Here is a 24138-nt window from a genome sequence, read left to right as displayed (position 1 = left end):
TAATAATTACGCAACAAAATGTTATATTACCTATTCGACTGGCTACACAAGCTCAATTTTCCCGGCGCAGGAATGTTCGGCTACACCTCGTTCCGCGCGCTGATGGCGGTCATCCTCGCTTTGCTTATTTCAAGTATCTGGGGCGATAAGTTTATCGATCTGCTAAAAAAAAAGCAGATTACGGAAACACAAAGAGATGCTGCCATCGACCCGTTCGGAATCAACAAGGTGGGGGTACCGAGCATGGGGGGTGTCATCATCATTGTAGCCATTCTTATCCCCTGCCTCTTGTTGGGGAAGTTGCACAATGTGTATATGCTGCTGATGCTCATTACGACCGTATGGCTGGGATCACTCGGATTTGCTGACGATTATATCAAAATATTCAAAAAAGACAAAGAAGGGCTGCATGGTAAGTTCAAGGTCATCGGTCAAGTAGGGTTGGGACTCATCGTAGGGCTTACTCTGTACCTAAGTCCCGATGTGGTTATCCGTGAAAATATAGAAGTCCATCATCCCGGGCAAGAAATGGAGGTGATACATGGAACCAATGATTTAAAATCGACAAAAACCACCATTCCTTTCTTCAAAAACAACAACCTCGACTATGCAGACCTGGTTGCTTTCATGGGCGATCACGCGCAAACTGCAGGATGGGTATTGTTTGTCATCATCACCATATTTGTCGTAACCGCAGTTTCGAACGGCGCCAATCTGAACGACGGTATGGACGGAATGGCTGCCGGAAACTCGGCAATCATAGGGGCTACGCTGGGAATACTGGCATACGTGTCTTCACACATCGAGTTTGCCAGTTACCTCAATATCATGTATATTCCGGGCACAGAGGAGCTGGTTATCTACATCTGTGCCTTTATCGGAGCTTTGATAGGTTTCTTGTGGTACAATGCTTATCCGGCACAGGTTTTCATGGGAGATACCGGTAGTCTGACCATCGGAGGGATCATCGCCGTATTCGCCATCATCATCCATAAAGAACTGCTCATCCCCATTTTATGCGGAGTGTTTCTGGCGGAGAATCTTTCAGTCATCCTGCAACGATACTATTACAAAGCAGGCAAACGGAAAGGAGTAAAACAACGATTGTTTAAACGGACGCCCATCCACGACCACTTCCGGACATCGATGGATCTGGTGGAATCAGGATGCTCCGTCAAATTCACCGGACCGAACAAGCTATTCCACGAATCGAAGATTACCGTACGTTTCTGGATCGCAACCATCGTGCTGGCAGCCATAACCATTATTACATTGAAGATTAGATAAAAGAATCATATAAGAAAGCTTTCAGATGAATACAGGAAATACAGAAAAGGAAGCAAAGAAACAGCGGATAGTCGTCTTAGGAGCGGGTGAAAGCGGCGCCGGTGCAGCCGTACTTGCCCAAACGAAAGGGTTCGATACTTTTGTTTCAGACACATCGTCCATCAAAGCCAGATACAAAGAGTTACTGGACAACCACGGGATTGCTTGGGAAGAGAGGCATCATTCCGAAGAATTGATTCTAAATGCTGATGAGGTGATTAAGAGTCCCGGAATTCCAAACGACGCTCCTTTAATTCGTAAACTGAAGTCTCAGGGCATCCCCGTTATTTCCGAAATTGAGTTCGCCGGGCGCTATACGGACGCGAAAATGATTTGCATTACCGGGTCAAACGGGAAAACAACGACAACTTCATTGATCTATCATATTTTCAAGAGTGCAGGGCTCAATGTCGGTCTCGCAGGAAACATCGGCAAGAGCCTGGCTCTGCAAGTAGCCGAAGAAGAACATGACTACTACATTATCGAATTGAGTTCGTTTCAGTTGGACAATATGTATAATTTCCGCGCCAACATAGCCGTACTGATGAATATCACCCCCGATCATCTGGACCGGTATGATCACTGCATGCAGAACTACATTGACGCCAAATTCCGCATCACCCAAAACCAGACCTCCGATGATGCCTTTATATTCTGGAACGACGACCCGATCATCAAGCAAGAGTTGGCCAAACACGGATTGCAAGCCCATCTTTATCCATTTGCCGCAGTCAAAGAGGAAGGAGCCATCGCCTATGTGGAAGACAATGAAGTGAAAATAACCGAGCCTATTGCATTCAACATGGAGCAGGAAGAGCTGGCACTTACGGGGCAACACAATCTATACAACTCTTTGGCCGCCGGTATTTCGGCTAATCTGGCAGGTATTACGAAAGAGAATATACGTAAGGCGCTTTCCGATTTTAAAGGTGTAGAACATCGGTTGGAGAAAGTCGCCCGCGTACGCGGCATCGATTTTATAAACGACTCGAAAGCAACCAACGTAAATTCCTGTTGGTACGCTCTTCAAAGCATGACGACCAAGGTAGTCCTGATCATCGGCGGAAAGGATAAGGGGAACGATTATTCCGAGATCGAAGATATGGTGCGGGAAAAATGCTCCGCACTGGTATATCTGGGACTCCATAACGAAAAACTGCACGAATTCTTCGACCGCCTCGGACTTCCGGTAGCCGACATACAAACCGGAATGAAGGATGCGGTAGAGGCGGCCTACAAGCTCGCTAAAAAAGGAGAGACCGTTCTATTGAGCCCTTGCTGCGCTTCATTCGATCTGTTCGATAGCTACGAAGATCGTGGAGACCAGTTCAAGAAATACGTAAGAGAACTTTAATAACAACCATTAAATCAGTAAAAACGTGGATCTATTAAAAAACATATTCAAAGGAGACAAAGTGATTTGGATCATTTTCCTCTGTCTCTGTCTGATTTCCATTGTCGAGGTGTTTTCTGCCGCGTCTACACTGACTTACAAAAGCGGCGACCATTGGGGCCCAATCACACAGCATTCCGTAATTCTGATGGTAGGCGCCGTGTTGGTGGTGCTGATGCACAATATTCCATACAAATGGTTTCAGGTATTTCCTGTGTTCTTATATCCGATCTCATTACTTCTATTGGCTTTCGTTACCATAATGGGTATTGTTACGGGTGACCGTGTGAACGGAGCCGCCCGCTGGATGACATTTATGGGAGTGCAGTTTCAACCGTCGGAGCTGGCAAAGATGGCTATTATCATAGCCGTTTCCTTCATCCTTTCAAAGCGGCAGGATGACGAAGGGGCCAACCCCAAAGCATTCAAGTACATTATGATCATCACCGGAATCGCTCTTCTGCTGATTGCGCCTGAAAATCTCTCCACCGCAATGTTACTATTCGGCGTAGTGTTCATCATGATGTTTATCGGAAGAGTGGCTGCCAAAAAACTCTTATTACTGGTAGGGGGAATCGTATTGATAGGAGCCATCGGCGTAGGGACCGTAGTAGCCATTCCCGCGAAAACATTGCACAACACTCCCGGTCTTCACCGGTTGGAAACATGGCAGAACCGTATCAAAGGCTTCTTCGACAAAGAAGAAGTTCCCGCAGCCAGATTCGATATCGACAAGGACGGGCAAATTGCGCATGCCCGCATTGCCATTGCCACCAGCAATGTAGTAGGCAAAGGGCCGGGCAACTCTATACAACGCGATTTCCTGAGTCAGGCTTTCTCCGACTTCATATTCGCCATTGTAATTGAAGAGATGGGGTTGATCGGAGGGATATTTGTCGTTTTCCTCTATCTGTGGTTATTGATACGCGCCGGGCGAATCGCCCAAAAGTGCGACCGTACGTTCCCTGCTTTTCTGGTCATGGGAATTGCCTTATTACTGGTATCGCAAGCCATATTGAACATGATGGTTGCCGTCGGCTTGTTCCCGGTAACCGGACAACCCCTGCCTTTAATAAGTAAAGGTGGGACAAGTACATTAATCAATTGCGCATATATCGGAATGATTCTGAGTATAAGCCGGTATACAGCCCGATTGGAAGAACAGAAGGCGCACGACGCCCAGATACAGATGCAGATAGAAGCCGGTACGGCAGAATCGCAAGCGCAAACCGCTGTGGAACCTACTTCGGAAATGCTGAATAACGATTCGAAGTTTGAATAAAGTGCCTAAACTAAAAATAAACCTATATAATATATAGTGTGTATGAACAAGTGCGAAAACAATCATAACCCGGCTTCGCCATTAAGTAATGACGGAGCCGATCTCCGGATCATTATCAGTGGTGGCGGCACAGGAGGACATATCTTTCCGGCGATATCCATCGCGAACGCCATCATGGAGTTGCGTCCGAATGCCAAAATCCTTTTTGTAGGAGCCGAAGGACGCATGGAAATGCAGCGGGTTCCGGATGCCGGATACGAAATCATCGGGCTGCCGGTTGCCGGCTTCGACCGGAAACATCTATGGAAAAATGTGGGCGTACTGTTCAAATTGGTACGTAGCCAGTGGAGGGCACGGAAAATTATTAAGAACTTTCGCCCGCAAGTAGCGGTAGGAGTAGGAGGATACGCCAGCGGTCCGACATTGAAAACGGCCGGAATGATGGGAGTGCCCACACTCATTCAGGAGCAAAACTCTTACGCCGGAGTAACCAATAAGTTGCTGGCACAGAAAGCTAAAAAGATATGTGTAGCCTATGAGGGGATGGAAAAGTTTTTCCCTGCGGATAAAATCATCATGACCGGGAATCCTGTGCGGCAAAACCTGACAAAAGACATGCCGCTGAAAGAAGACGCGTTGCGCTCTTTCGGATTGACACCGGGGAAAAAGACCATATTGATTGTAGGAGGCAGTCTGGGAGCGGGAACGTTCAACCGGACTTTAACCGCCGGATTGGAGAAGATTCGGGCAAACAAAGAGGTTCAGTTTATATGGCAAACCGGAAAATATTATTATCCGCAAGTGATGAAAACGGTGCAAGAAGCCGGAGAAATAGCTAACCTTCATATAACGGACTTCATCAAGGACATGGCAGCAGCATACGCTGCGGCCGACTTGGTTATCTCCCGCGCAGGCGCCGGATCTATTTCAGAGTTCTGCCTGCTGCACAAACCCGTAATTCTGGTTCCTTCACCCAATGTAGCCGAAGATCACCAGACACAAAACGCATTGGCACTGGTGAATAAAGAAGCTGCCATCTACGTAAAAGACAGCGATGCCGAACAGAAGCTGATAGAAACGGCAGTGATCGCAGTGAACAACGAGCGGAAACTGAAAGAGCTGAGCGAAAACATTGCCCGGTTGGCGCTACCCGATTCTGCACGAATCATTGCACAGGAAGTACTGAAACTGGCAGAACGGCGCGACAGATGATACAAAAGGCACAACTTCCGGTTCGACAGCAATGGAATCTGAAAACGTGATGAAATAAGCCTTGCGAGCTTCAGCAAATAAAAAGTTTAATTATAAAAAGAATAAATTCATTGATGAATATTGAAACCATAGAATCAGTTTATTTTGTAGGTGCGGGAGGGATCGGCATGAGTGCGCTTGTACGTTATTTCCTTTCCAAAGGAAAAACGGTGGCAGGATACGACCGGACCGCTACCCCTCTGACAGAAGAGCTTATCGCGGAGGGCGCACAAATACATTATGAAGAGAATGTCGATTTGATTCCTCAGGCATGCAGGAATAAAAAAAGTACATTGGTCGTATTGACACCTGCCGTTCCGGAAGACCATGCAGAGCTGACGTATTTCCGCAGCAACGGATTCGAGATACAGAAGCGTGCCCAGGTATTGGGAACGATTACTCACTCGAGCAAGGCCTTATGTGTGGCAGGTACACACGGAAAGACCACCACTTCGAGCATGGCTGCGCATTTATTGCATCAGTCGCATGTGGGATGCACGGCTTTCCTCGGAGGAATATCAAAGAATTACGTAACCAACCTGTTGCTTTCACAAGAAAGCCCTTACACAGTGATCGAGGCAGATGAGTTCGACCGCTCTTTCCATTGGCTTTCTCCTTACATGTCGGTCGTTACTTCCACCGACCCCGACCATCTCGATATTTACGGAACAGCGGAAGCCTATCTGAAGAGTTTCGAGCATTACACAAGTCTCATCCAACCGGGAGGCGCCTTAATCATCCGCAAAGGGATATCACTGCAACCTAAAGTAAACGACGGCGTACGCGTGTACACGTACTCGCGTGACGAAGGAGACTTTCATGCCGAAAACATCCGCATAGGGAACGGTGAAATCTTTATAGATTTCGTAGCGCCGGATACCCGTATCAACGACATTCAATTGGGAGTGCCCGTAAGCATCAATATAGAGAACGGGGTAGCTGCTATGGCATTGGCTAACCTGAACGGAGCCACCGACGAAGAAATCAAACAGGGAATGGGCAATTTCCGAGGGGTAGACCGCAGGTTCGACTTCAAGATAAAGAACGACCGGCTTGTATTCCTCAGCGATTACGCTCATCATCCTTCGGAAATAAAACAAAGTGTGCTCTCGATCCGCGAGCTGTATAAGGATAAAAAGATCACAGCCATCTTTCAACCTCATTTGTACACACGCACACGCGATTTCTACGAGGATTTCGCAGATAGTTTATCTCTGCTTGACGAGGTCATCCTCACAGATATTTATCCGGCACGCGAAACTCCCATACCGGGTGTAAGCAGCCGCCTTATCTACGACAACCTTCGCCCGGGAATTGAAAAGAGCTTGTGTAAGAAAGAAGAGATACCGGGTCTGCTAAGAACAAAACAGATTGAAGTTTTGATTACTTTGGGAGCCGGAGACATAGACAATTATGTACCCGAAATAGTAAATGAACTGACAAAGGGACAAGAAAATAAAGAAGTGAGTTCATAAGACGAAGGAAGAATGAAGAGTCCGGAAACAAATGGTGCAACTTGTACTCGCAGCCAACTCTTCAGAACGCATTAGCTTATTGAAAAAACAAAAACGAGAAAAATAATGGTCAAGAGAATCCTTCTATTCATTGTCATATTAGCGCTTATGGCTTATTTAGGTATAGCCGTGACTGCTTTCAACCGCAAACCTGTCCATCAGACCTGCCGCGATATGGAGTTGGTCATCAAGGATACGGCCTATGCTGGTTTTATAACAAAAGGAGAGTTACAAGGAATCCTTGAACGCAAAGGCATTTATCCCATCGGGAAACAGATGAAAAGCATTTCCACCAAATCGCTGGAGCGCGAATTGGGCAAACACCCGTTAATTGACGAAGCGGAATGCTATAAAACCCCCAGCGGAAAGGTATGTGTGGAAGTAACGCAACGAATCCCCATCCTTCGTGTAATGAGCGCGAACGGCGAAAATTACTACATAGACAACAAAGGAAAAATCATGCCGTTGGAAGCGAAATGCGTCGCCCATTTGGCAATTGTGACCGGAAATGTAGAAAAGTCGTTTGCAATGAGGGATTTATATAAGTTTGGTGTATTTTTGCAAAACAATAAGTTCTGGGATGCACAGATAGAACAAATAAATGTTCTGCCCAACCACGGAATCGAATTGGTGCCCCGTGTAGGCGACCATCTAATTTATCTCGGAAAAATGGAGAACTTTGAGAACAAACTGGACAGGCTGAAGATATTCTATGAAAAAGGTCTCAACCAAGTAGGGTGGAACAAGTATTCACGCATCAATCTGGAGTTTGGCAATCAAATCATTTGCACCAAAAGAGAATGATTAACAACCGGCGAGAAGCATCAGCGACAGGATGTATCGCCGCAATGAGCTTATTTGAATATTATAAAAAATAAATATAGACATGGCAACAACAGAATTTATCGCCGCCATTGAGCTGGGTTCATCGAAGATAGCCGGTGTGGCTGGAAAAAAGAACAGCGACGGAAGCATGCAAGTGCTGGCTTATGCTCAGGAAGATTCTTCAACTTTTATCCGCAAAGGCATAATCTTCAACTTAGATAAGACGGCGCAGAGCCTTACTTCCATCATCAACAGGCTGGAAAGCGAGTTGAAGAACTCGATTGCCAAAGTGTATGTAGGCATTGGAGGACAGTCTATCCGCACCGTTCGCAATGTGGTAAGCCGCGATCTGGAAGAAGAAACGGTCATTTCGGAAAAGATTATAAGCGGTATAGGTGATGAGAATATTTCGGTTCCGTTAGTGGATATGGAGGTGCTGGAAGTGGCTCCGCAAGAATATAAAATAGGGAATAATCTTCAAGCCAATCCTGTCGGCGTAGTGGGAAGCCATATCGAAGGGCGTTTCCTCAATATTGTTGCCCGCGCTTCTTTGCGAAAGAATTTAGAACATTGCTTCCGGCAGGCGAAGATAGAAATCGCCGAACAGCTCGTATCGCCTCTGGTTACCGCCAACGCGGTGTTGACCGAAAGCGAACGCCGTTCGGGCTGCGCCCTTGTCGATTTCGGAGCGGATACCACTACGATCTCCGTGTACAAGAACAACATTCTCCGTTTTCTCACCGTATTGCCTTTGGGAGGAAACAGTATTACGAGGGACATCACAACCTTACAGATAGAGGAAGAGGAAGCCGAACGGTTGAAAAAGACTTACGGAGACGCTCTATACGAAGAAGAGAATGAAGAGCAGCCGGCTGTTTGCAAGCTGGAAGACGAAAGCCGGACAATCACGGTGAGCCAACTGAACGAAATCATCGGGGCGCGGGCTGAAGAAATCATCTCGAATGTCTGGAATCAAATCCAGCTTTCCGGCTACGAAGACAAGCTGTTGGCAGGACTTGTTATCACAGGAGGCGCCATAAATCTGAAGAATCTTGACGAAATGCTGCGCAAGCGTAGCAAGATAGATAAAATACGCGTAGCCAAACTTCCACGCAACACGGTTCATGCGTATGGCGAAATCTTGAAAAAAGACGGTTCGCAAAACACCTTGTTCGGTCTTCTGTTCGAAGGAAACCAAAACTGCTGCCTTATGGAAACCGTACAGCCCGAAGCGGTCAGGGCAAACACTCACCCTGGTCTGAAAATCGATGGACAAGCCGGCAAAGAACAAACCGGCGACATGTTTGAAGACGATCTGGAACTACAAGAGCAAACCAGACAAGCCAAATTGAAGCGCGAACAAGAAGAGAAAGCCGCTAAAGCTGCTGCTAAAGAAGAGGAGAGAAAGCGCAAAGAGAGAGAGAGAGAGGAGAAAGAAGCCAGAAAAAAAGCGGCAGGCCCAAGCTGGATTCAGCGCAAAATAGACGCCATCACCAAAGACTTCTTTGAAGATGATAAAATGAACTAAATGTGATAAAACAATAACAAATTAAGATATGGACGAGATAGTACAATTCGATTTCCCGACCGATTCACCTAAAATCATCAAAGTAATCGGTGTAGGTGGAGGTGGAGGTAATGCCGTAAACCACATGTACCGGGAAGGCATACACGACGTAACGTTCGTTCTCTGCAATACCGACAATCAGGCATTGGCGGAATCGCCCGTTCCGGTGAAACTACAACTGGGACGCAACATAACGCAAGGATTAGGAGCGGGCAACCGCCCCGAACGTGCGCGCGACGCTGCCGAAGAAAGCATCGAAGATATCAGGGCATTACTGAACGACGGTACTAAAATGGTATTCATCACTGCCGGTATGGGAGGCGGGACCGGTACGGGAGCGGCTCCTGTCATCGCACGTGTAGCCAAAGAAATGGATATTCTCACCGTAGGCATCGTAACCATACCCTTTATCTTCGAGGGTGAAAAGAAAATCATTCAGGCTTTGGACGGAGTGGAACGCATCGCCCGGCACGTCGACGCCTTGTTGGTAATCAACAACGAGCGTCTGCGCGAAATCTATGCCGACCTTACCTTTATGAACGCGTTCGGCAAGGCGGATGACACACTTTCTATCGCCGCCAAAAGCATTGCCGAAATCATTACCATGCGCGGTACGGTGAATCTCGACTTCGCCGATGTGAAAACGATTCTCAAAGACGGTGGCGTAGCCATCATGAGCACCGGATTCGGAGAAGGCGAAAACCGGGTGACGAAAGCCATCGACGATGCTTTGCATTCGCCGCTGCTGAACAATAACGACATCTTCAACGCAAAGAAAGTGATGCTCAACGTATCGTTCTGTCCGTCGTCGGAATTGATGATGGAGGAAATGAACGAGATACACGAATTCATGAGCAAATTCCGAGAGGGTGTGGAAGTGATATGGGGTGTGGCCATGGACAATGCGCTGGAGACGAAAGTAAAGATTACCGTACTGGCTACCGGGTTCGGCGTAGAAGACGTGCCCGGTATGGACAGCCTGCACGAAGCGCGCAGTCAGGAAGAAGAGGAACGCCAAATGCAACTCGAAGAGGAGAAAGAGAAGAACAAAGAGCGCATTCGCAGAGCCTACGGTGAAAGCGCCGGCGGTATCGGAAGCAGAAACATCCGCAAGCGCCGCCACGTTTATCTGTTCAACAGCGAGGATATGGACAATGAAGACATCATCGCCATGGTGGAAGATTCGCCCGCTTATCTGCGCGACAAAACGACACTCACCAAAATAAAGACGAAAGCAGCCATCGAAGAAGAAGCGGCTGCCGAAGATGCTGTAGATAATGATGGAATCATAACGTTCTAACAAAACCGATACAAATATGGACTTATTCGACCGAGTCAGCGAAGACATTAAAAACGCAATGAAAGCTAAGGACAAAGTAGCTTTGGAAACTTTGAGAAATGTAAAGAAGTTCTTCATCGAAGCGAAAACCGCTCCGGGAGCAAACGATTCGTTGACAGACGATGCTGCCTTGAAGATTATCCAGAAACTGGTTAAGCAAGGAAAAGATGCCGCCGAAATCTACAAAGGGCAGGCTCGCCAGGATCTGGCAGACGCCGAATTGGCGCAAGTGGCCGTTATGGAAGCCTATCTGCCCAAACAGCTTTCGGCAGAAGAGTTGGAAGCCGCACTGAAAGAAATCATTGCCGAAACCGGCGCCATCGGCGGCAAAGATATGGGGAAAGTGATGGGAGTGGCTTCGAAGAAACTCGCAGGCATAGCCGAAGGCCGTGCCATATCCGCCAAAGTAAAAGAACTGTTGGGATAACTGAAACTCCTTATCTATAAAGCTTTAAAAGTGAAGCGATGTGAAATCGCCCTGCTGTTGGGGTAACCGAGACTTCTTATTTATAAAGCCGCTTCAGCGTCAGGAATTTGTTCCATACGCATAATTGGAACTGCTTCATGCTTATTTATAAAGCCGTTTCAGCGAATGCTCCTGACGCTGAAACGACTTTTATGCTTCTTTCATCTCACAAGCCTGTTTATTCTTATAGCTTTCAGCTAAAGCCTCAATATCTTATCATATTGCAATCCGGCAGGTTTCTTATCTGATTCCACAGATGTTTTTTCTCACCGTGGTATACATATATACTCAGCATGGTAGGCATATATAGTCATCATGGGTAACCATATATAGCCACCACGGTAGCCATATATAGCCACCACGGTAGCCATATATAGCCACCACGGTAGCCATATATAGCCACCACGGTGGGCATATATAGTCAGCGCGGTGGGCATACATTAATAGATACGACGGTCTCTGCTTCATCCCGGAAGTGGAAAGAACTATCGTTCACAATAGGTCTGCAATCAGGAACAGTATCCCATGATAAAGCATTGATACTGAGCAATCCGTTTCTTATGTATCAAAGGGCGGAGGAATTAACGGAACCATATAATCATTGCCTTTAGGCGCTCTTATAAGAACTTGGTTAGGTATGATGGTAGCACCTGTATATATCGACAACGATTGTTCGGCGGATAAACACCACTCATTGCCGTAGCGTTCATCGGCATACCGGGCGATAAAATTCCAAAACGAAGCATACCATGCCGTACTGTCACCCGGCATTACTCTTGGGTCGGTAACCACGTACCAGCCTTTTATGATGGGTTTGAGAAAATGATTATCAACCAATCTTTTTATGTGTGTCCGGGATAAGTCACTATTTCTAATTATCGTAAAATCATTACCCTGTTGCACTTGTTTCAGCGCATCCAAAGAAGATGCTGACAGTTCTGCTATCGTTGCCATAATCTTGATCCTTTTATGTGTTACACGAATACTCGGCTGCTGTGAAACACGAATAAAACACATTTGTATTACACGAATATTATGGAAATATAGTCAGATATAATTGGAAAACAAATAAAGTAAACTTAAATGAGGAATAGCAATTAACTGAGTCAACTTTAAACAGGCATTGTAATAACAGCAGTCAACTAAAATCAGGATAACGGAACAAGTGAAAAAGTAGGGCAAGATATATGTATATATAGCTTGCAACTAAATTGTAGAACTAAACAAGGCTCTTGCAGCAATATTATAAAAGATGAAGCGAACTCATCGCCTTGTCAGAAGAAACGCATGGTACTTTTTACCTCATGCGGCCAAACCATAATTGGCGCGTAGGGAGGGATCTGCGACCAAGCGGGAAAGCATCGCCCGTCAAATATCCGCCGGGCGGTTCAATCAAACAGTTCTTTAAGGATACAGCTATAATTAGACCTATAGAAGAAACGACATGTTCTACTAATATAGATAAGTGCGATCATCTCTTACCATAATTATACATATAGAAAAACTATCAAAGGCGGTTCAATCAAACAGCTCTTTAAGCACCTATCTCCGTCAAATGCGCTTAGAGCCGAGATTCGAACCGGTTCAATCGAACAGCTCTTTAAGCACCTCCAGCGATTTCAATACGGGAAAATCTGGCAGATGTAACCGATAATAGTCATTGATGATAGTCAGACAGCGGGTTCTTTCAACGCGGTTCATGGCGAAAAGGTGCATCGTGTCGTAATTCATACGCATCAGCCGCAACACGCGTGCCGACTCTTCGGGAGATATGTACGACGCATGCAAACGGGGGCGGGTGGATGTGAAACAAGCATTCAGCAGGTCGAAATAATCGCCCGGACGATAGTTTTCCAAATTCGGATAAAACCCCAAAAAGCGTGAAAGCCGCATAAGAAACACCAGATGGAAGTTGGCAAAGCCTTGCCTGCACTCATCCAACCAAACCACCGAATGCTGCAAGTAGGCGAACAACGGTTTATTTTCCGCCTCCTCACGCACCGCCCTATAAAGGAATTCGGCAAGAAAGAGGGCGATGGAGGATTTATACGGATCATAAGGAAGCGACGAAAAAGGATAGAAAGACTTGGCTTCTTTCATCCGGTACAAGGTAGCGTTGGGACGATAGTCGGCTTCGAACTCGATAAGAGACAAAGGCTGGAACAACACCGCCTTCACCGCAGCTTTCCGCGAACGCGGAACAGGCACAAGGAAGGAGGTCCTGCCCGACAACTCCGTGTACATGTCTACAATAACGGAATTATCGTTGTACTTCAACGTATGGAGCACTATGCCTTTTGACTTTTGGAGCATATCGTTCGTTTCAGGTTTCAACAACAAATGTACATAAAAATCTCGATCCGAAAGAGAATTAAAAGAAACATGCTTGTTCAAAAACCCGACAGTCCTTGTCGAACACAGCAGACGCACTTTCGAATCCACATATGTTCAAAGGTTGAAAACCCAGACAGTGCTGCCGAACACAGCAGACACATTTCCGAATCCACACATGTTCAAAGGTTGAAAACCCAGACAGTGCTGCCGAACACAGCAGACACATTTCCGAATCCACACATGTTCAAAGGTTGAAAACCCAGACAAGCCTCTGTCAAATATAGCTGCCCGTTGTCTTAAGGTCGTGAATGCCCTGTTTACCCCCCCTACAGTCCCTGTCACCCCCCTTGAAAGGGCACGGATTCATCAAAAGCATATTCTTTTAAGACTGTCTATGGCATTTGAAATGAAACTTTCTGCCAAAGATTACCAATAATTGCCTGAGGATAAATTTAGGAGTCGGCTACATCGTTTGAAATGAAACTTTCTACCAAGAATCACAGCAACACCTATGTTGTTGTAATACTGCCGATAACATCTAAAATGAAGAGAGGGCAGCGAAGACTTGCAAAAACAAACATGTCGCGTCATGGCAAGTAACGGAATAAAAAGGGCAAAACACGAAACAGATATCTGACTGAATATCAGATACAAATTAAAACAAGGGAAAGAAAAGAAAAAGAAATGCACAAAAAATATTCGAGAAACATTTGTCAGTTTCAAAAAAGTTCCTACCTTTGCATCCGAAATCGAGAAACAAACACAGATTCAAGAGCGCAAAACTGCAGAAATGCAAAAATAGAATGGCCCGTTCGTCTATCGGTTAGGACGCAAGATTTTCATTCTTGAAAGGGGGGTTCGATTCCCCCACGGGCTACAATTTATAAAGAATAAAAAAACTAAAAATAGATTAGTCGAAATGGCAAATCACAAATCATCACTGAAAAGAATCAGACAGGAAAAAACAAGAAGACTTCACAACAGATATTATGGCAAGACCATGAGAAATGCTGTTAGGAAGCTTCGCGCAACGACAGATAAAGACGAGGCGGTTGCAATGTTTCCGAGCGTCACCAAGATGCTGGATAAATTGGCTAAGAGAAACATCATTCATAAGAACAAAGCCAACAACTTGAAATCCAAGCTGGCCATCCACATCAACAAGCTTGCTTAAGAAAACAAGAAGGAAGAATTAAAAACAATTCCACATATCATCAGGTCGAACTTATAGTTCGGCCTTTCTTGCATATACCATATACAGGAAGTAATCTTCCGGCGGATAAGATTTTCACGAACATAAACTGCCAAGGAAGCAACCGATTCAAAGAAAACCGGATTCGCTTCGAAAACATATCGACCGCCAGCATTCCCCATTCTTTATTTTTCACTTTTTATTCTTTACCGACTGAATATTTTTCACTATATTTGCTCTGTTATTAAAGTTAGAAAGACAATTATGAGCGAAGAACAAATCACTCCCAATAACGGAGCTTATTCGGCGGATAGTATCCAAGTATTGGAAGGTCTTGAAGCAGTAAGAAAACGCCCGGCGATGTACATCGGAGACATCAGCGTAAAGGGACTTCACCACTTGGTATACGAAATCGTAGACAACTCCATCGACGAAGCGCTGGCCGGATATTGCGACCACATCGAAGTAACCATCAACGAAGATAATTCAATCACCGTACAGGACAATGGGCGCGGAATCCCGGTAGACTATCACGAAAAAGAGAAAAAGTCGGCATTGGAAGTAGCGATGACCGTGCTGCACGCCGGAGGAAAGTTCGACAAAGGATCATACAAAGTATCCGGAGGTCTGCACGGCGTAGGTATGTCTTGCGTAAACGCCCTTTCGACACACATGATCACTCAGGTGTTCCGCGACGGAAAGATCTATCAGCAGGAATATGAAATAGGCAAGCCGCTTTATACCGTAAAGGAAGTCGGGACAACTACCGAAACAGGTACGCGCCAACAATTCTGGCCCGACACGACAATCTTCACCGAGACGGTGTACGACTACAAAATACTTGCTTCACGCCTGCGCGAACTGGCTTATCTGAATGCCGGCATCCGCATCTCTTTGACCGACCGCCGCGTGGTAAACGAGGACGGAAGTTTCAAAAACGAGAACTTCTATTCAGAAGAGGGACTGAGAGAGTTCGTTCGTTTTATCGAGTCTTCGCGCGAACATTTAATTAATGACGTGATTTATCTGAACACCGAGAAACAAGGCGTTCCCATCGAAATAGCAATCATGTACAACACGGGATTCTCCGAAAACGTACACTCGTATGTCAACAACATCAACACCATCGAAGGAGGAACACACCTATCCGGATTCCGCCGCGCGCTGACCCGCACACTGAAGAAGTATGCCGAAGACAGCAAGATGCTTGAAAAAGTGAAAGTGGAGATTGCCGGAGACGACTTCCGTGAAGGACTGACAGCCGTTATTTCGGTAAAGGTGGCGGAACCTCAGTTCGAAGGACAGACCAAAACGAAGCTGGGAAACAGCGAAGTGATGGGAGCGGTAGATCAGGCGGTAGGCGAAGCCCTCACTTACTATCTGGAAGAACATCCGAAAGAAGCAAAGATCATTGTAGACAAAGTGATTCTGGCTGCTACGGCACGTCATGCGGCACGTAAGGCACGTGAAATGGTACAGCGCAAATCGCCGATGTCGGGAGGCGGACTTCCCGGTAAGCTCGCCGACTGTTCGGACAAAGATCCGCAAAAATGTGAGCTGTTCCTCGTCGAGGGAGACTCCGCCGGAGGTACGGCCAAACAAGGGCGAAACCGTATGTTTCAAGCCATCCTTCCGTTGCGCGGTAAGATTCTGAATGTGGAAAAAGCAATGTATCACAAAGCTTTGGAGAGCGAAGAGATACGTAATATATACACCGCGTTGGGTGTCACCATCGGAACGGAGGAAGATAGCAAAGAGGCGAATATCGAAAAACTGCGTTATCACAAAATTATTATCATGACCGATGCCGACGTCGATGGTTCGCACATCGACACGCTGATTATGACATTCTTCTTCCGGTATATGCCGCAGATTATCCAAAACGGATATTTATATATCGCTACTCCCCCGCTCTATCTTTGTAAAAAAGGCAAGACGGAAGAGTATTGCTGGACGGATGCGCAACGTCAGAAATTCATCGACACTTACGGAGGCGGCTCTGAAAACGCTATCCATACGCAGCGTTACAAAGGTTTGGGTGAGATGAACGCCCAACAGTTATGGGAAACGACCATGGACCCGGAAAACCGTATGTTGAAACAAGTAAGCATCGACAATGCGGCGGAAGCCGATTATGTATTCTCCATGTTGATGGGCGAAGATGTTGGGCCACGCCGTGAATTTATCGAAGAAAATGCAACGTATGCAAATATCGACGCATAATTTTAATCACACGTTTTTATAAACCAACCTCGCATCTTACAGCGAAGAAGCGCCGGCTCGAAAGTTTCCCTTTCGTAGCCGGCGCTCTCTGTTTCATTCTACAGGAACGATTTATGCGTAGTCCCCACTAATATTCCGCTGAACTCAGAAATAGACAGTGGCTTTAAATTTTTCCCAGAAGCAGAGTTTAATAGACCGCTACATTTTGATTCCCGAATAAAACAGAATTTGAGATTAAAGATAGTTTTGCCTTTTCAGTTCCTCAACAGCCTGTTCGAGTTCCCTGTACCATGCCTCGCCAAACTTACGGATCAACGGTTCTTTTAAGAACTTATAGACAGGCAGATTCTCTTTCTTTCCCAGCAGCACGGCTGCCTTGCACACATCCCAACGATGATAGTTCACTGCCTTATACGGACCGTAATCTCCGATGCGGATAGGGTAAAGATGGCATGACACAGGTTTATAAAAGTCGGTCTTACCTTCTCTGAAAGCCTTCTCAATGGTGCAATAGCAGCACCCTTTCTCATCGTAGGCAGTAAATACGCAATCTTTACGATTTACGATAGAAGTCACCAAATCGCCTTCTTCATCGGTATACACCACACCTTGTTTCTCAATCACGGCACGGGCTTCCGGCGCAAGCTCATCCCACACGATGGGCAGCACTTCCTCCAACTTTTGCACTTCATCGAGTTCTACCGGTGCGCCGGCATCGCCTTCAATGCAACATTCCCCCTTGCAGACTTCTAAGTTGCAAAGAAACTTCTCGCGCAACACATCCAAGCTGACCACTACATCATCTATCTGAATCATAAACTCCTCAATCTTTTTTAGAGGTGCAAATTTACAAAGATTTCAGCAAATACTTGTCTTTAAAGGGATATTTCCATGCAGGCGAAACTGATCATGAAAAAGAAAACCTTCATATTGCTGTTATTATCGGGAACATTGTCTTGCCAAGCGCAAGCCTGGAAAACATTGAAATCGGTATTAGGGAAAAGCATCGAATTAAGGAGCAACAAAGAAGCCTTGTTTAACAAGAAGCTAAAAACGAACGAGCAAGTAAAGCGAAAAGAGAATTATTTGGAGGTATCCGGAGTTCGTTGCAGTTTTTATAGGACGAGTAAGCGGACAAAAATCCGGCAATGGGAAACATATCCGGAGTCCCTTGCAGTTTTATAGAACGAGCAAGCGGGCAAAAATCCGGCAATGGTAGACATCTTAGGAGTAGGTTGCGGTTTTATAGGACGAGTAAGCGAACAAAAATCCAGCAATGGTGGACATCTTAGGAGCCGATTGCGGTTTTTATTGCGCCTGCGAACGAGGTAAAATAGCCGCCTCATTAGAGTTGAAGCCTCATCACGGCATTCCGTATGCTGCCAAGAATGCACACGATTTGAGCTACAAAACCGCTTGGGTGGAAGGCGTTCAGGGAGATGGCATCGGCGAAAACCTGATTTACTGCTTTCCTCCCACCAATCCGCGTATCATCAAAGTTATCGTGATAAAAGGATACAGCAAATCCGACGAGACATGGCGAAACAACTCGCGAGTAAAACAACGAACACGCCATTATCATCAGCGAAGGCAACCGCTGGTATGGCAAAAGAACTCGCGGGTGAAACTGCTGAAAATGTATGTCGACTACAAACCGTATGCCTTGCTTCACTTGGCGGCCAGAAAAGCAACAGGATTGGACCTGACGAAGATAACACATAAAACAATGCGACACTTTACCGTTTTTTCCAGACGTAAAGTGTCGCACATGTATTTATCTGCTTATCGGTCGCGCGTTGTCGGACCGACGACATGCCATTGCAGATGATTAGCCGATCAGTACCTTACCGCTCATTTCGGCAGGAACGGGCAGCCCCATAATCTTCAGGATAGTAGGAGCCACATCAGCCAGACGACCATTGGCCACCTTAGCTCCCTTGTTCGCTTCAGTCACATAAATACACGGAACCGGATTCAGAGAGTGAGCCGTGTTCGGAGTTCCGTCTTCATTCAGCGCATGGTCGGCATTACCATGGTCGGCAATGATGATAGCCTCATAATCCTGAGCTTTCGCCGCTTCGATCACATCTTTCACGCAGGCATCCACGGCAATCACAGCTTTCTCGATGGCTTCGTACACACCCGTATGCCCCACCATATCACCATTGGCAAAGTTCACCACAATGAAGTCGTATTTATTTTCATTGATGGCAGCCACCAATTTATCTTTCACCTCGTAGGCACTCATCTCAGGCTTCAAGTCATAAGTAGCCACTTTCGGAGAAGGAACGAGGATACGATCTTCTCCTTCGTACGGAGTTTCCCGGCCGCCGTTGAAGAAGAACGTCACGTGAGCGTATTTCTCCGTTTCGGCAATATGAAGTTGTTTCAATCCTTTGGAAGAGAGATATTCTCCCAACGTGTTGTCCACATTTTCTTTGTCGAACAGCACATGCAAACCCTTGAAAGAAGCGTCGTACGGAGTCATGCAGTAATACTGCAAGCCCGGAACAATGCGCATGCCCGCATCGGGCATGTCCTGTTGTGTAAGCACTACGGTCAGCTCTTTCGCACGGTCGTTACGATAGTTGAAGAAGATCACAACATCGCCTTCCTTAATGGTTCCGTCGAAGCCTGCATTCACTATCGGTTTGATGAACTCATCGGTCACGCCTTCGTCGTAAGACTCTTGCATAGCCTGTGCCATATTCATCGCTTTCTTTCCTATGCCGTTCACCAGCAAGTCGTAAGCCTCTTTCACTCGCTCCCAACGCTTGTCGCGGTCCATCGCGTAGTAGCGGCCGATGATAGAAGCAATCTTGCCTGCCGACTTGTCGCAGTGCGCCGACAGCTCCTCGATAAATCCCTTTCCGCTCTTCGGGTCTGTATCGCGACCGTCCATAAAGCAGTGAATAAATGTATTGTTAATGCCATATTCCTTCGCAATATCGCAAAGCTTGAACAGATGATCCAGCGAACTGTGCACCCCGCCGTCGGAAGTCAATCCCATGAAGTGAACACTCTTTCCTTTTTCTTTCGCATAAGAGAAAGCGGATACGATACCCGGATTCTTCAAAATGCTGTTATCCGCACAAGCACGATTGATTTTCACCAAATCCTGATAAACCACGCGTCCGGCACCGATATTCAGATGTCCTACCTCCGAGTTTCCCATCTGCCCGTCGGGCAAACCAACGTTCTCGCCGCTTGCCTGAAGTTGCGAGTTAGGATAAGTCTTCATCAGATAGTCCCAATAAGGGGTGGGAGTGTTGGAGATTACATCATCCTTCTTCCCGTCGCCTAATCCCCATCCGTCGAGGATCATTAATAGAGCTTTTTTACTCATAGCTATTTAAATGTTTGATTTATACTCTTGATTTTCCGACTGCAAAGGTACAAAAAGTTGAGAACGTAATAGGTTAACCCATGTTAAGAAACAGAGCATTACCGATATAAGTCTTTCGGTTGACGAATGGCGATAGGTTCTTAAAAAGAGCAGGCTTTGAATAGTGGATAATTCGCACTAATCGGAAATCAAACTTCAACAGCACGTTCTCTCAATGCAAGACTCAAGATAAGCGGAGCATCTGGAGATCGGAAATCAAGTTTCAACAGCGCGCTCTTTCAATGCAGAACCCAAGATAGGCGGAGCATTTGGGAATCGGAAATCAAGCTTCAACTGCACGTTCTTTCAATGCAGAACCAAAGATAAGCGGAGCATTTGGGAATCGGAAATCAAGCCTCAACTGCACGTGCTTTCAATGCAGAACCCAAGATAGGCGGAGCATTTGAGGATCAGAAATCAAGCCTCAACTGTACGTCCCCCAACAGATTGAAAGTCATTCTGTGATAGGGAGTCGCTCCCCGCTCGGCAATGGCGGCACGATGCTTGGAAGTAGGATAGCCTTTGTTGTGATTCCAGTCGTAAAACGGATATTCTTCGTGAAGGCGGTTCATGTAATCGTCGCGATACGTTTTCGCCAGCACGGAAGCGGCAGCGATGGAAAGAAACTTCCCATCGCCTTTCACCACCGTGGTATGCGGAATATCAGGATATTTATCGAACCGATTTCCGTCGACGAGCAGATGCTGCGGACGAACCGCAAGCGCGTCGACAGCACGGTGCATAGCCAGAAAAGAGGCACGCAGGATATTGATTTTGTCAATCTCTCCGGGAGTCACTACCCCCACCGCCCAAGCGACTGCCTCGCGCTGTATCACCTCACGCAACGCATACCGCTGCTTTTCGGTCAACTGCTTCGAATCGTTCAACAATTCGTTCCGGAAATCCTTCGGAAGTATGACTGCGGCGGCATACACCGCTCCTGCCAGACATCCCCTTCCCGCTTCATCGCAACCGGCCTCTATCAAGTTCTCATTTAAATATGATAATAACATGCCTCGTTCGTTTTCAACCGGGTGCAAAGATATGAAAAAAAATCACGAATGCTTAGAACAAACTCCAAGCAACGGTTAGTCCTGCCATTACGATAGCTACCATGCTCATCAGCTTGATAAGGATGTTCAGACTGGGACCGGAAGTATCCTTAAACGGGTCGCCTACGGTATCGCCCACTACATTGGCTTTGTGCACCTCGCTGCCCTTACCTCCGAAGTTTCCTTCTTCCACGTATTTCTTCGCATTGTCCCACGCACCGCCTGCGTTGGCCATGAAGATAGCCAGCACGAAACCGCTGCTCAGTCCGCCGATAAGCAATCCCAACACGCCGGGAACACCGAAGATCAGTCCCGTCAGAATGGGAGCGATAATCGCGATAAGCGAAGGAACTACCATTTCACGCTGCGCTCCCTTGGTGGAAATTGCCACGCAACGCTCGTAGTCGGGCTCCGTTTCGCCGGTGAGGATTCCTTTTATCTCGCGGAACTGCCGCCGCACTTCATCCACCATGTGTCCTGCCGCACGTCCTACGGCATTCATGGTCAGCCCGCAGAAGAGGAACGCCATCATCGAACCGAGGAACATTCCTGCCAACACTTTCGGATTCATCAGGTTCACTTCATAGTAATTCATAAAGTCGATGAACGTAGCTTTCGCTACGGGAATGGTTTCTCCGCCGGGGAACGTAAGGTCGACGCTACCGAGGCGGTTGAGTCCGATACGTATCTCTTCGACGTAAGAAGCCAACAATGCCAGTCCCGTAAGCGCAGCCGAGCCGATGGCAAAGCCTTTGCCTGTGGCTGCCGTCGTGTTTCCAAGCGAATCGAGCGCATCGGTACGTTTGCGCACCTCCTCGCCCAACCCGGACATTTCGGCATTTCCACCCGCATTGTCGGCTATCGGTCCGTAAGCGTCGGTAGCCAGCGTAATGCCCAGCGTAGAAAGCATGCCCACAGCGGCAATGCCGATTCCGTAAAGTCCCATTCCCACATTGGCAAAGTCGCCTCCCGAAGCCAGCAGATAAGAAGCGATGATACCTGCCACGACGGCTATCACGGGAATGGCCGTAGAGAGCATCCCCAGACCGACACCGGAGATGATTACGGTAGCCGGACCGGTCTTGCCGCTTTCACTCAGTTTCTTCGTGGGAGTATACGACTGGGAGGTATAATACTCCGTAGACCGCCCGATGATGATACCCACCAATAGGCCGACCACTACCGAGCAGGAGATCCATACCCAATTGTCGAGCCGGAGCAACCAAAGAATCAGGAAAGTGGCGACTACAATCAGCGCCGAACTCAAATTCGTACCCCACGCCAACGAACCCAACAGGTCTTTCATCGTGGCGTTCTCTTTGGTGCGCACGGAGAAGATTCCGATGATGGAAAGCAAGATTCCCACCGCAGCAATCAGCATCGGGGCAATCACCGCCTTAAATTGCATCACCGTGTCTTCGGAGTGGATGAAGGCGGCAGCCCCCAACGCGGCGGTTGCCAATATAGAACCGCAATACGACTCGTACAGATCGGCGCCCATGCCTGCCACATCGCCCACATTGTCGCCCACATTATCGGCAATCGTTGCCGGATTGCGCGGATCGTCTTCCGGAATACCGACCTCCACCTTTCCCACCAAGTCGGCGCCCACATCGGCGGCCTTCGTATAGATACCTCCGCCCACACGGGCAAAGAGCGCTTGCGTGGAAGCTCCCATGCCGAACGTCAGCATCGTGGTGGTAATCACACACAGCTTATGGGTGGGCGACAGCGCATCGGCGGGAATCACCGCGTTGAGCAGCAGATACCAAAAAGAAATATCGAGTAGTCCCAGACCGACTACGACCAATCCCATCACCGCCCCGCTGCGAAAAGCGATTCTCAGTCCGGCATTCAACGAGTTTCGGGCTGCATTGGCAGTGCGCGCCGAAGCGTACGTTGCCGTCTTCATTCCCAGAAAGCCCGAAAGCCCGGAGAAGAATCCGCCCGTGAGGAATGCCACGGGAACCCATGCGTTCTGCACATGGAAGCCGTAAGCCATAATCGAAAACAGTATTACCAATCCCAAGAAAACATAAGCCACAATCTTATATTGCTGCTTCAGATAAGACATCGCCCCTTTGCGCACCGCCACTGCAATCTTCACCATTTGAGGAGTACCCTCGCTCTCTTTCATCATCTGCTTATGGAAATAATACGCAAAGCAAAGCGCCAGTACGGATGCGACCGGAACAATCCAAAAAAGAAAACCGTCCATAGAATTAAAATTAATAGGTTTAACGATGCCTAAAAGTAAGCAAGCCCGGTGAAAAAAGCAAGGGAAAAGAAGGATAAATCAGTCCGCACCCCGCGATAATCTTACGTCCGCCGCCGGAACATGCCTCGACGGAGCCTTGCATTTGTAAACAAATAATGAAGCGGCAGATTTCCCCCGCGCTCTCCGCCTCCCCGATACCGGGACATGCCCTACAACCGCTTGTAGAGCCGTTTTGCCGAGGTGCCTACCTTGACATGGTCGAGGTGCCCGACTCGACATCGTCAAGGTGCCTACCTCGACATGGTCAAGAGTCCGATCTCGGCATCCTCGAGAGTCCGATGTCGACATTCCCTCCTCCGGCGGAAACTTGTCCCCTCCCCGTCTGTACGAAATGTTTACCATTTCCGCTTCCCTGTCGGATGCTTCCCTATGTCAGGCACGGCTTTGAAAAAATATCGGCGGAAACACGCTCCGAAGCAGTCCGACCACAGTGACGGACTGAGATACCCTTAGTGACGGACCGTGGTATCCTCAGTGACGGACCGTAGTATCCTCAGTGACGGACTGTGTACACCTCTCTCCCGACTGCCTGTTTTTGCGATCCGCCTCCGGGTTCATTTCCATGATTTGGGGGATTATCCGCCGGTTGTTCACCGATAGGAATAATCCCCTCTCATCAAGCAATCAAGTGCCTTCCGGCAACCGTCCCTCCCGGCAGCCTTCCTTCCGGCGACTTTTCCCTCATGATGGGCTGTTTCCCTTTCGGCGTGC

18 protein-coding genes and 1 tRNA gene are annotated in these 24138 nt (G+C 47.4%); 13 read left to right on the top strand and 6 right to left on the bottom strand.

The window, feature by feature from the left end:
* Positions 1 to 18: 18 nt before the first annotated feature.
* From mraY to GGR07_RS04070, 9 genes are all read left to right on the top strand, one after another.
* Positions 19 to 1287, top strand: a complete 1269-nt coding sequence (gene mraY / locus GGR07_RS04110) for a phospho-N-acetylmuramoyl-pentapeptide-transferase (RefSeq protein ID WP_021647389.1) — start codon at positions 19 to 21, stop codon at positions 1285 to 1287.
* A 25-nt stretch (positions 1288 to 1312) separates the two neighbouring features.
* A complete protein-coding gene (murD, locus tag GGR07_RS04105) occupies positions 1313 to 2680 on the top strand; it encodes a UDP-N-acetylmuramoyl-L-alanine--D-glutamate ligase (protein ID WP_021647390.1) in 1368 nt (455 codons plus the stop codon).
* Positions 2681 to 2705: 25 nt separating this feature from the next.
* The gene (locus tag GGR07_RS04100; protein WP_021647391.1) at positions 2706 to 4001 is read left to right on the top strand and encodes an FtsW/RodA/SpoVE family cell cycle protein; all 1296 of its coding nucleotides are present in this window, start codon (positions 2706 to 2708) and stop codon (positions 3999 to 4001) included.
* Positions 4002 to 4043: 42 nt separating this feature from the next.
* Complete coding sequence (gene murG / locus GGR07_RS04095) at positions 4044 to 5213, top strand: undecaprenyldiphospho-muramoylpentapeptide beta-N-acetylglucosaminyltransferase (protein WP_021647392.1); 1170 nt, start codon at positions 4044 to 4046, stop codon at positions 5211 to 5213.
* Positions 5214 to 5326: 113 nt separating this feature from the next.
* The gene (gene murC / locus GGR07_RS04090) at positions 5327 to 6727 is read left to right on the top strand and encodes a UDP-N-acetylmuramate--L-alanine ligase (RefSeq protein WP_034543063.1); all 1401 of its coding nucleotides are present in this window, start codon (positions 5327 to 5329) and stop codon (positions 6725 to 6727) included.
* 105 nt (positions 6728 to 6832) lie between these two features.
* Positions 6833 to 7570, top strand: coding sequence for a cell division protein FtsQ/DivIB (locus GGR07_RS04085; protein WP_021647394.1), 738 nt, complete (start codon positions 6833 to 6835; stop codon positions 7568 to 7570).
* An 82-nt stretch (positions 7571 to 7652) separates the two neighbouring features.
* Positions 7653 to 9119 carry a cell division protein FtsA gene (gene ftsA / locus GGR07_RS04080; protein ID WP_034543064.1) on the top strand — a complete coding sequence of 489 codons (1467 nt, stop codon included), beginning with the start codon at positions 7653 to 7655 and terminating at the stop codon, positions 9117 to 9119.
* A gap of 28 nt (positions 9120 to 9147) precedes the next feature.
* Positions 9148 to 10458 (top strand): cell division protein FtsZ, encoded by a 1311-nt coding sequence (gene ftsZ / locus GGR07_RS04075; protein WP_021647396.1) that lies wholly within the window; start codon positions 9148 to 9150, stop codon positions 10456 to 10458.
* A 16-nt stretch (positions 10459 to 10474) separates the two neighbouring features.
* Complete coding sequence (locus GGR07_RS04070; protein ID WP_021647397.1) at positions 10475 to 10924, top strand: GatB/YqeY domain-containing protein; 450 nt, start codon at positions 10475 to 10477, stop codon at positions 10922 to 10924.
* A gap of 597 nt (positions 10925 to 11521) precedes the next feature.
* Here GGR07_RS04070 and GGR07_RS04065 read toward each other — a convergent pair.
* Positions 11522 to 11917, bottom strand: coding sequence for a hypothetical protein (locus GGR07_RS04065; RefSeq protein ID WP_256680554.1), 396 nt, complete (start codon positions 11915 to 11917; stop codon positions 11522 to 11524).
* A gap of 630 nt (positions 11918 to 12547) precedes the next feature.
* Positions 12548 to 13276 carry a DNA repair protein RecO gene (recO, locus tag GGR07_RS04060; protein WP_021647400.1) on the bottom strand — a complete coding sequence of 243 codons (729 nt, stop codon included), beginning with the start codon at positions 13274 to 13276 and terminating at the stop codon, positions 12548 to 12550.
* A gap of 826 nt (positions 13277 to 14102) precedes the next feature.
* Between recO and GGR07_RS04055 the strand changes: the two genes are divergently transcribed.
* The 3 genes from GGR07_RS04055 to gyrB all read left to right on the top strand — a co-directional run bounded on the left by GGR07_RS04055 (position 14103) and on the right by gyrB (position 16712).
* Positions 14103 to 14174, top strand: a tRNA-Glu gene (locus GGR07_RS04055).
* 42 nt (positions 14175 to 14216) lie between these two features.
* Complete coding sequence (gene rpsT, locus GGR07_RS04050) at positions 14217 to 14471, top strand: 30S ribosomal protein S20 (protein ID WP_021647402.1); 255 nt, start codon at positions 14217 to 14219, stop codon at positions 14469 to 14471.
* A gap of 282 nt (positions 14472 to 14753) precedes the next feature.
* The gene (gyrB, locus tag GGR07_RS04045; protein ID WP_021647404.1) at positions 14754 to 16712 is read left to right on the top strand and encodes a DNA topoisomerase (ATP-hydrolyzing) subunit B; all 1959 of its coding nucleotides are present in this window, start codon (positions 14754 to 14756) and stop codon (positions 16710 to 16712) included.
* Between the two features lie 234 nt (positions 16713 to 16946).
* Here the strand turns inward: gyrB and GGR07_RS04040 are convergent, their stop codons facing one another.
* Positions 16947 to 17528: a DUF3109 family protein gene (locus GGR07_RS04040; RefSeq protein WP_034543066.1), complete on the bottom strand. Its 582-nt coding sequence runs from the start codon at positions 17526 to 17528 to the stop codon at positions 16947 to 16949.
* A gap of 460 nt (positions 17529 to 17988) precedes the next feature.
* On the opposite strand from GGR07_RS04040, the gene GGR07_RS04035 reads away from it, so the two are divergent.
* Complete coding sequence (locus GGR07_RS04035) at positions 17989 to 18540, top strand: NADase-type glycan-binding domain-containing protein (protein WP_034543070.1); 552 nt, start codon at positions 17989 to 17991, stop codon at positions 18538 to 18540.
* On the opposite strand, the gene gpmI is transcribed toward GGR07_RS04035, so the two are convergent.
* From gpmI to GGR07_RS04020, 3 genes are all read right to left on the bottom strand, one after another.
* Entirely contained in the window at positions 18541 to 20058 is a 1518-nt protein-coding gene (gene gpmI, locus GGR07_RS04030) for a 2,3-bisphosphoglycerate-independent phosphoglycerate mutase (protein WP_034543071.1), read from the bottom strand.
* Between the two features lie 449 nt (positions 20059 to 20507).
* On the bottom strand, positions 20508 to 21110 hold the full coding sequence (locus GGR07_RS04025; RefSeq protein WP_021647416.1) for a ribonuclease HII: 603 nt from the start codon (positions 21108 to 21110) through the stop codon (positions 20508 to 20510).
* Positions 21111 to 21162: 52 nt separating this feature from the next.
* Entirely contained in the window at positions 21163 to 23367 is a 2205-nt protein-coding gene (locus GGR07_RS04020; RefSeq protein ID WP_034543073.1) for a sodium-translocating pyrophosphatase, read from the bottom strand.
* Between the last annotated feature and the right edge of the window lie 771 nt (positions 23368 to 24138).

Source organism: Bacteroides pyogenes, assembly GCF_014196225.1.
In the GTDB taxonomy this organism is placed as follows: domain Bacteria; phylum Bacteroidota; class Bacteroidia; order Bacteroidales; family Bacteroidaceae; genus Bacteroides; species Bacteroides pyogenes_A.
The sequence above is the reverse complement of the archived record's forward strand: the minus strand, read 5'-3'. Positions and strand labels throughout refer to the sequence as shown.

What these genes read in the sequence shown, in the direction of transcription:
- mraY (WP_021647389.1), top strand. Translation starts at nt 19, where the DNA reads ATGTTATATTACCTATTCGACTGGCTACACAAGCTCAATTTTCCCGGC.
- murD (WP_021647390.1), top strand. Translation starts at nt 1,313, where the DNA reads ATGAATACAGGAAATACAGAAAAGGAAGCAAAGAAACAGCGGATAGTC.
- murG (WP_021647392.1), top strand. Translation starts at nt 4,044, where the DNA reads ATGAACAAGTGCGAAAACAATCATAACCCGGCTTCGCCATTAAGTAAT.
- murC (WP_034543063.1), top strand. Translation starts at nt 5,327, where the DNA reads ATGAATATTGAAACCATAGAATCAGTTTATTTTGTAGGTGCGGGAGGG.
- GGR07_RS04085 (WP_021647394.1), top strand. Translation starts at nt 6,833, where the DNA reads ATGGTCAAGAGAATCCTTCTATTCATTGTCATATTAGCGCTTATGGCT.
- ftsA (WP_034543064.1), top strand. Translation starts at nt 7,653, where the DNA reads ATGGCAACAACAGAATTTATCGCCGCCATTGAGCTGGGTTCATCGAAG.
- ftsZ (WP_021647396.1), top strand. Translation starts at nt 9,148, where the DNA reads ATGGACGAGATAGTACAATTCGATTTCCCGACCGATTCACCTAAAATC.
- GGR07_RS04070 (WP_021647397.1), top strand. Translation starts at nt 10,475, where the DNA reads ATGGACTTATTCGACCGAGTCAGCGAAGACATTAAAAACGCAATGAAA.
- GGR07_RS04065 (WP_256680554.1), bottom strand. Translation starts at nt 11,917, where the DNA reads ATGGCAACGATAGCAGAACTGTCAGCATCTTCTTTGGATGCGCTGAAA.
- recO (WP_021647400.1), bottom strand. Translation starts at nt 13,276, where the DNA reads ATGCTCCAAAAGTCAAAAGGCATAGTGCTCCATACGTTGAAGTACAAC.
- rpsT (WP_021647402.1), top strand. Translation starts at nt 14,217, where the DNA reads ATGGCAAATCACAAATCATCACTGAAAAGAATCAGACAGGAAAAAACA.
- gyrB (WP_021647404.1), top strand. Translation starts at nt 14,754, where the DNA reads ATGAGCGAAGAACAAATCACTCCCAATAACGGAGCTTATTCGGCGGAT.
- GGR07_RS04040 (WP_034543066.1), bottom strand. Translation starts at nt 17,528, where the DNA reads ATGATTCAGATAGATGATGTAGTGGTCAGCTTGGATGTGTTGCGCGAG.
- GGR07_RS04035 (WP_034543070.1), top strand. Translation starts at nt 17,989, where the DNA reads ATGGTGGACATCTTAGGAGCCGATTGCGGTTTTTATTGCGCCTGCGAA.
- gpmI (WP_034543071.1), bottom strand. Translation starts at nt 20,058, where the DNA reads ATGAGTAAAAAAGCTCTATTAATGATCCTCGACGGATGGGGATTAGGC.
- GGR07_RS04025 (WP_021647416.1), bottom strand. Translation starts at nt 21,110, where the DNA reads ATGTTATTATCATATTTAAATGAGAACTTGATAGAGGCCGGTTGCGAT.
- GGR07_RS04020 (WP_034543073.1), bottom strand. Translation starts at nt 23,367, where the DNA reads ATGGACGGTTTTCTTTTTTGGATTGTTCCGGTCGCATCCGTACTGGCG.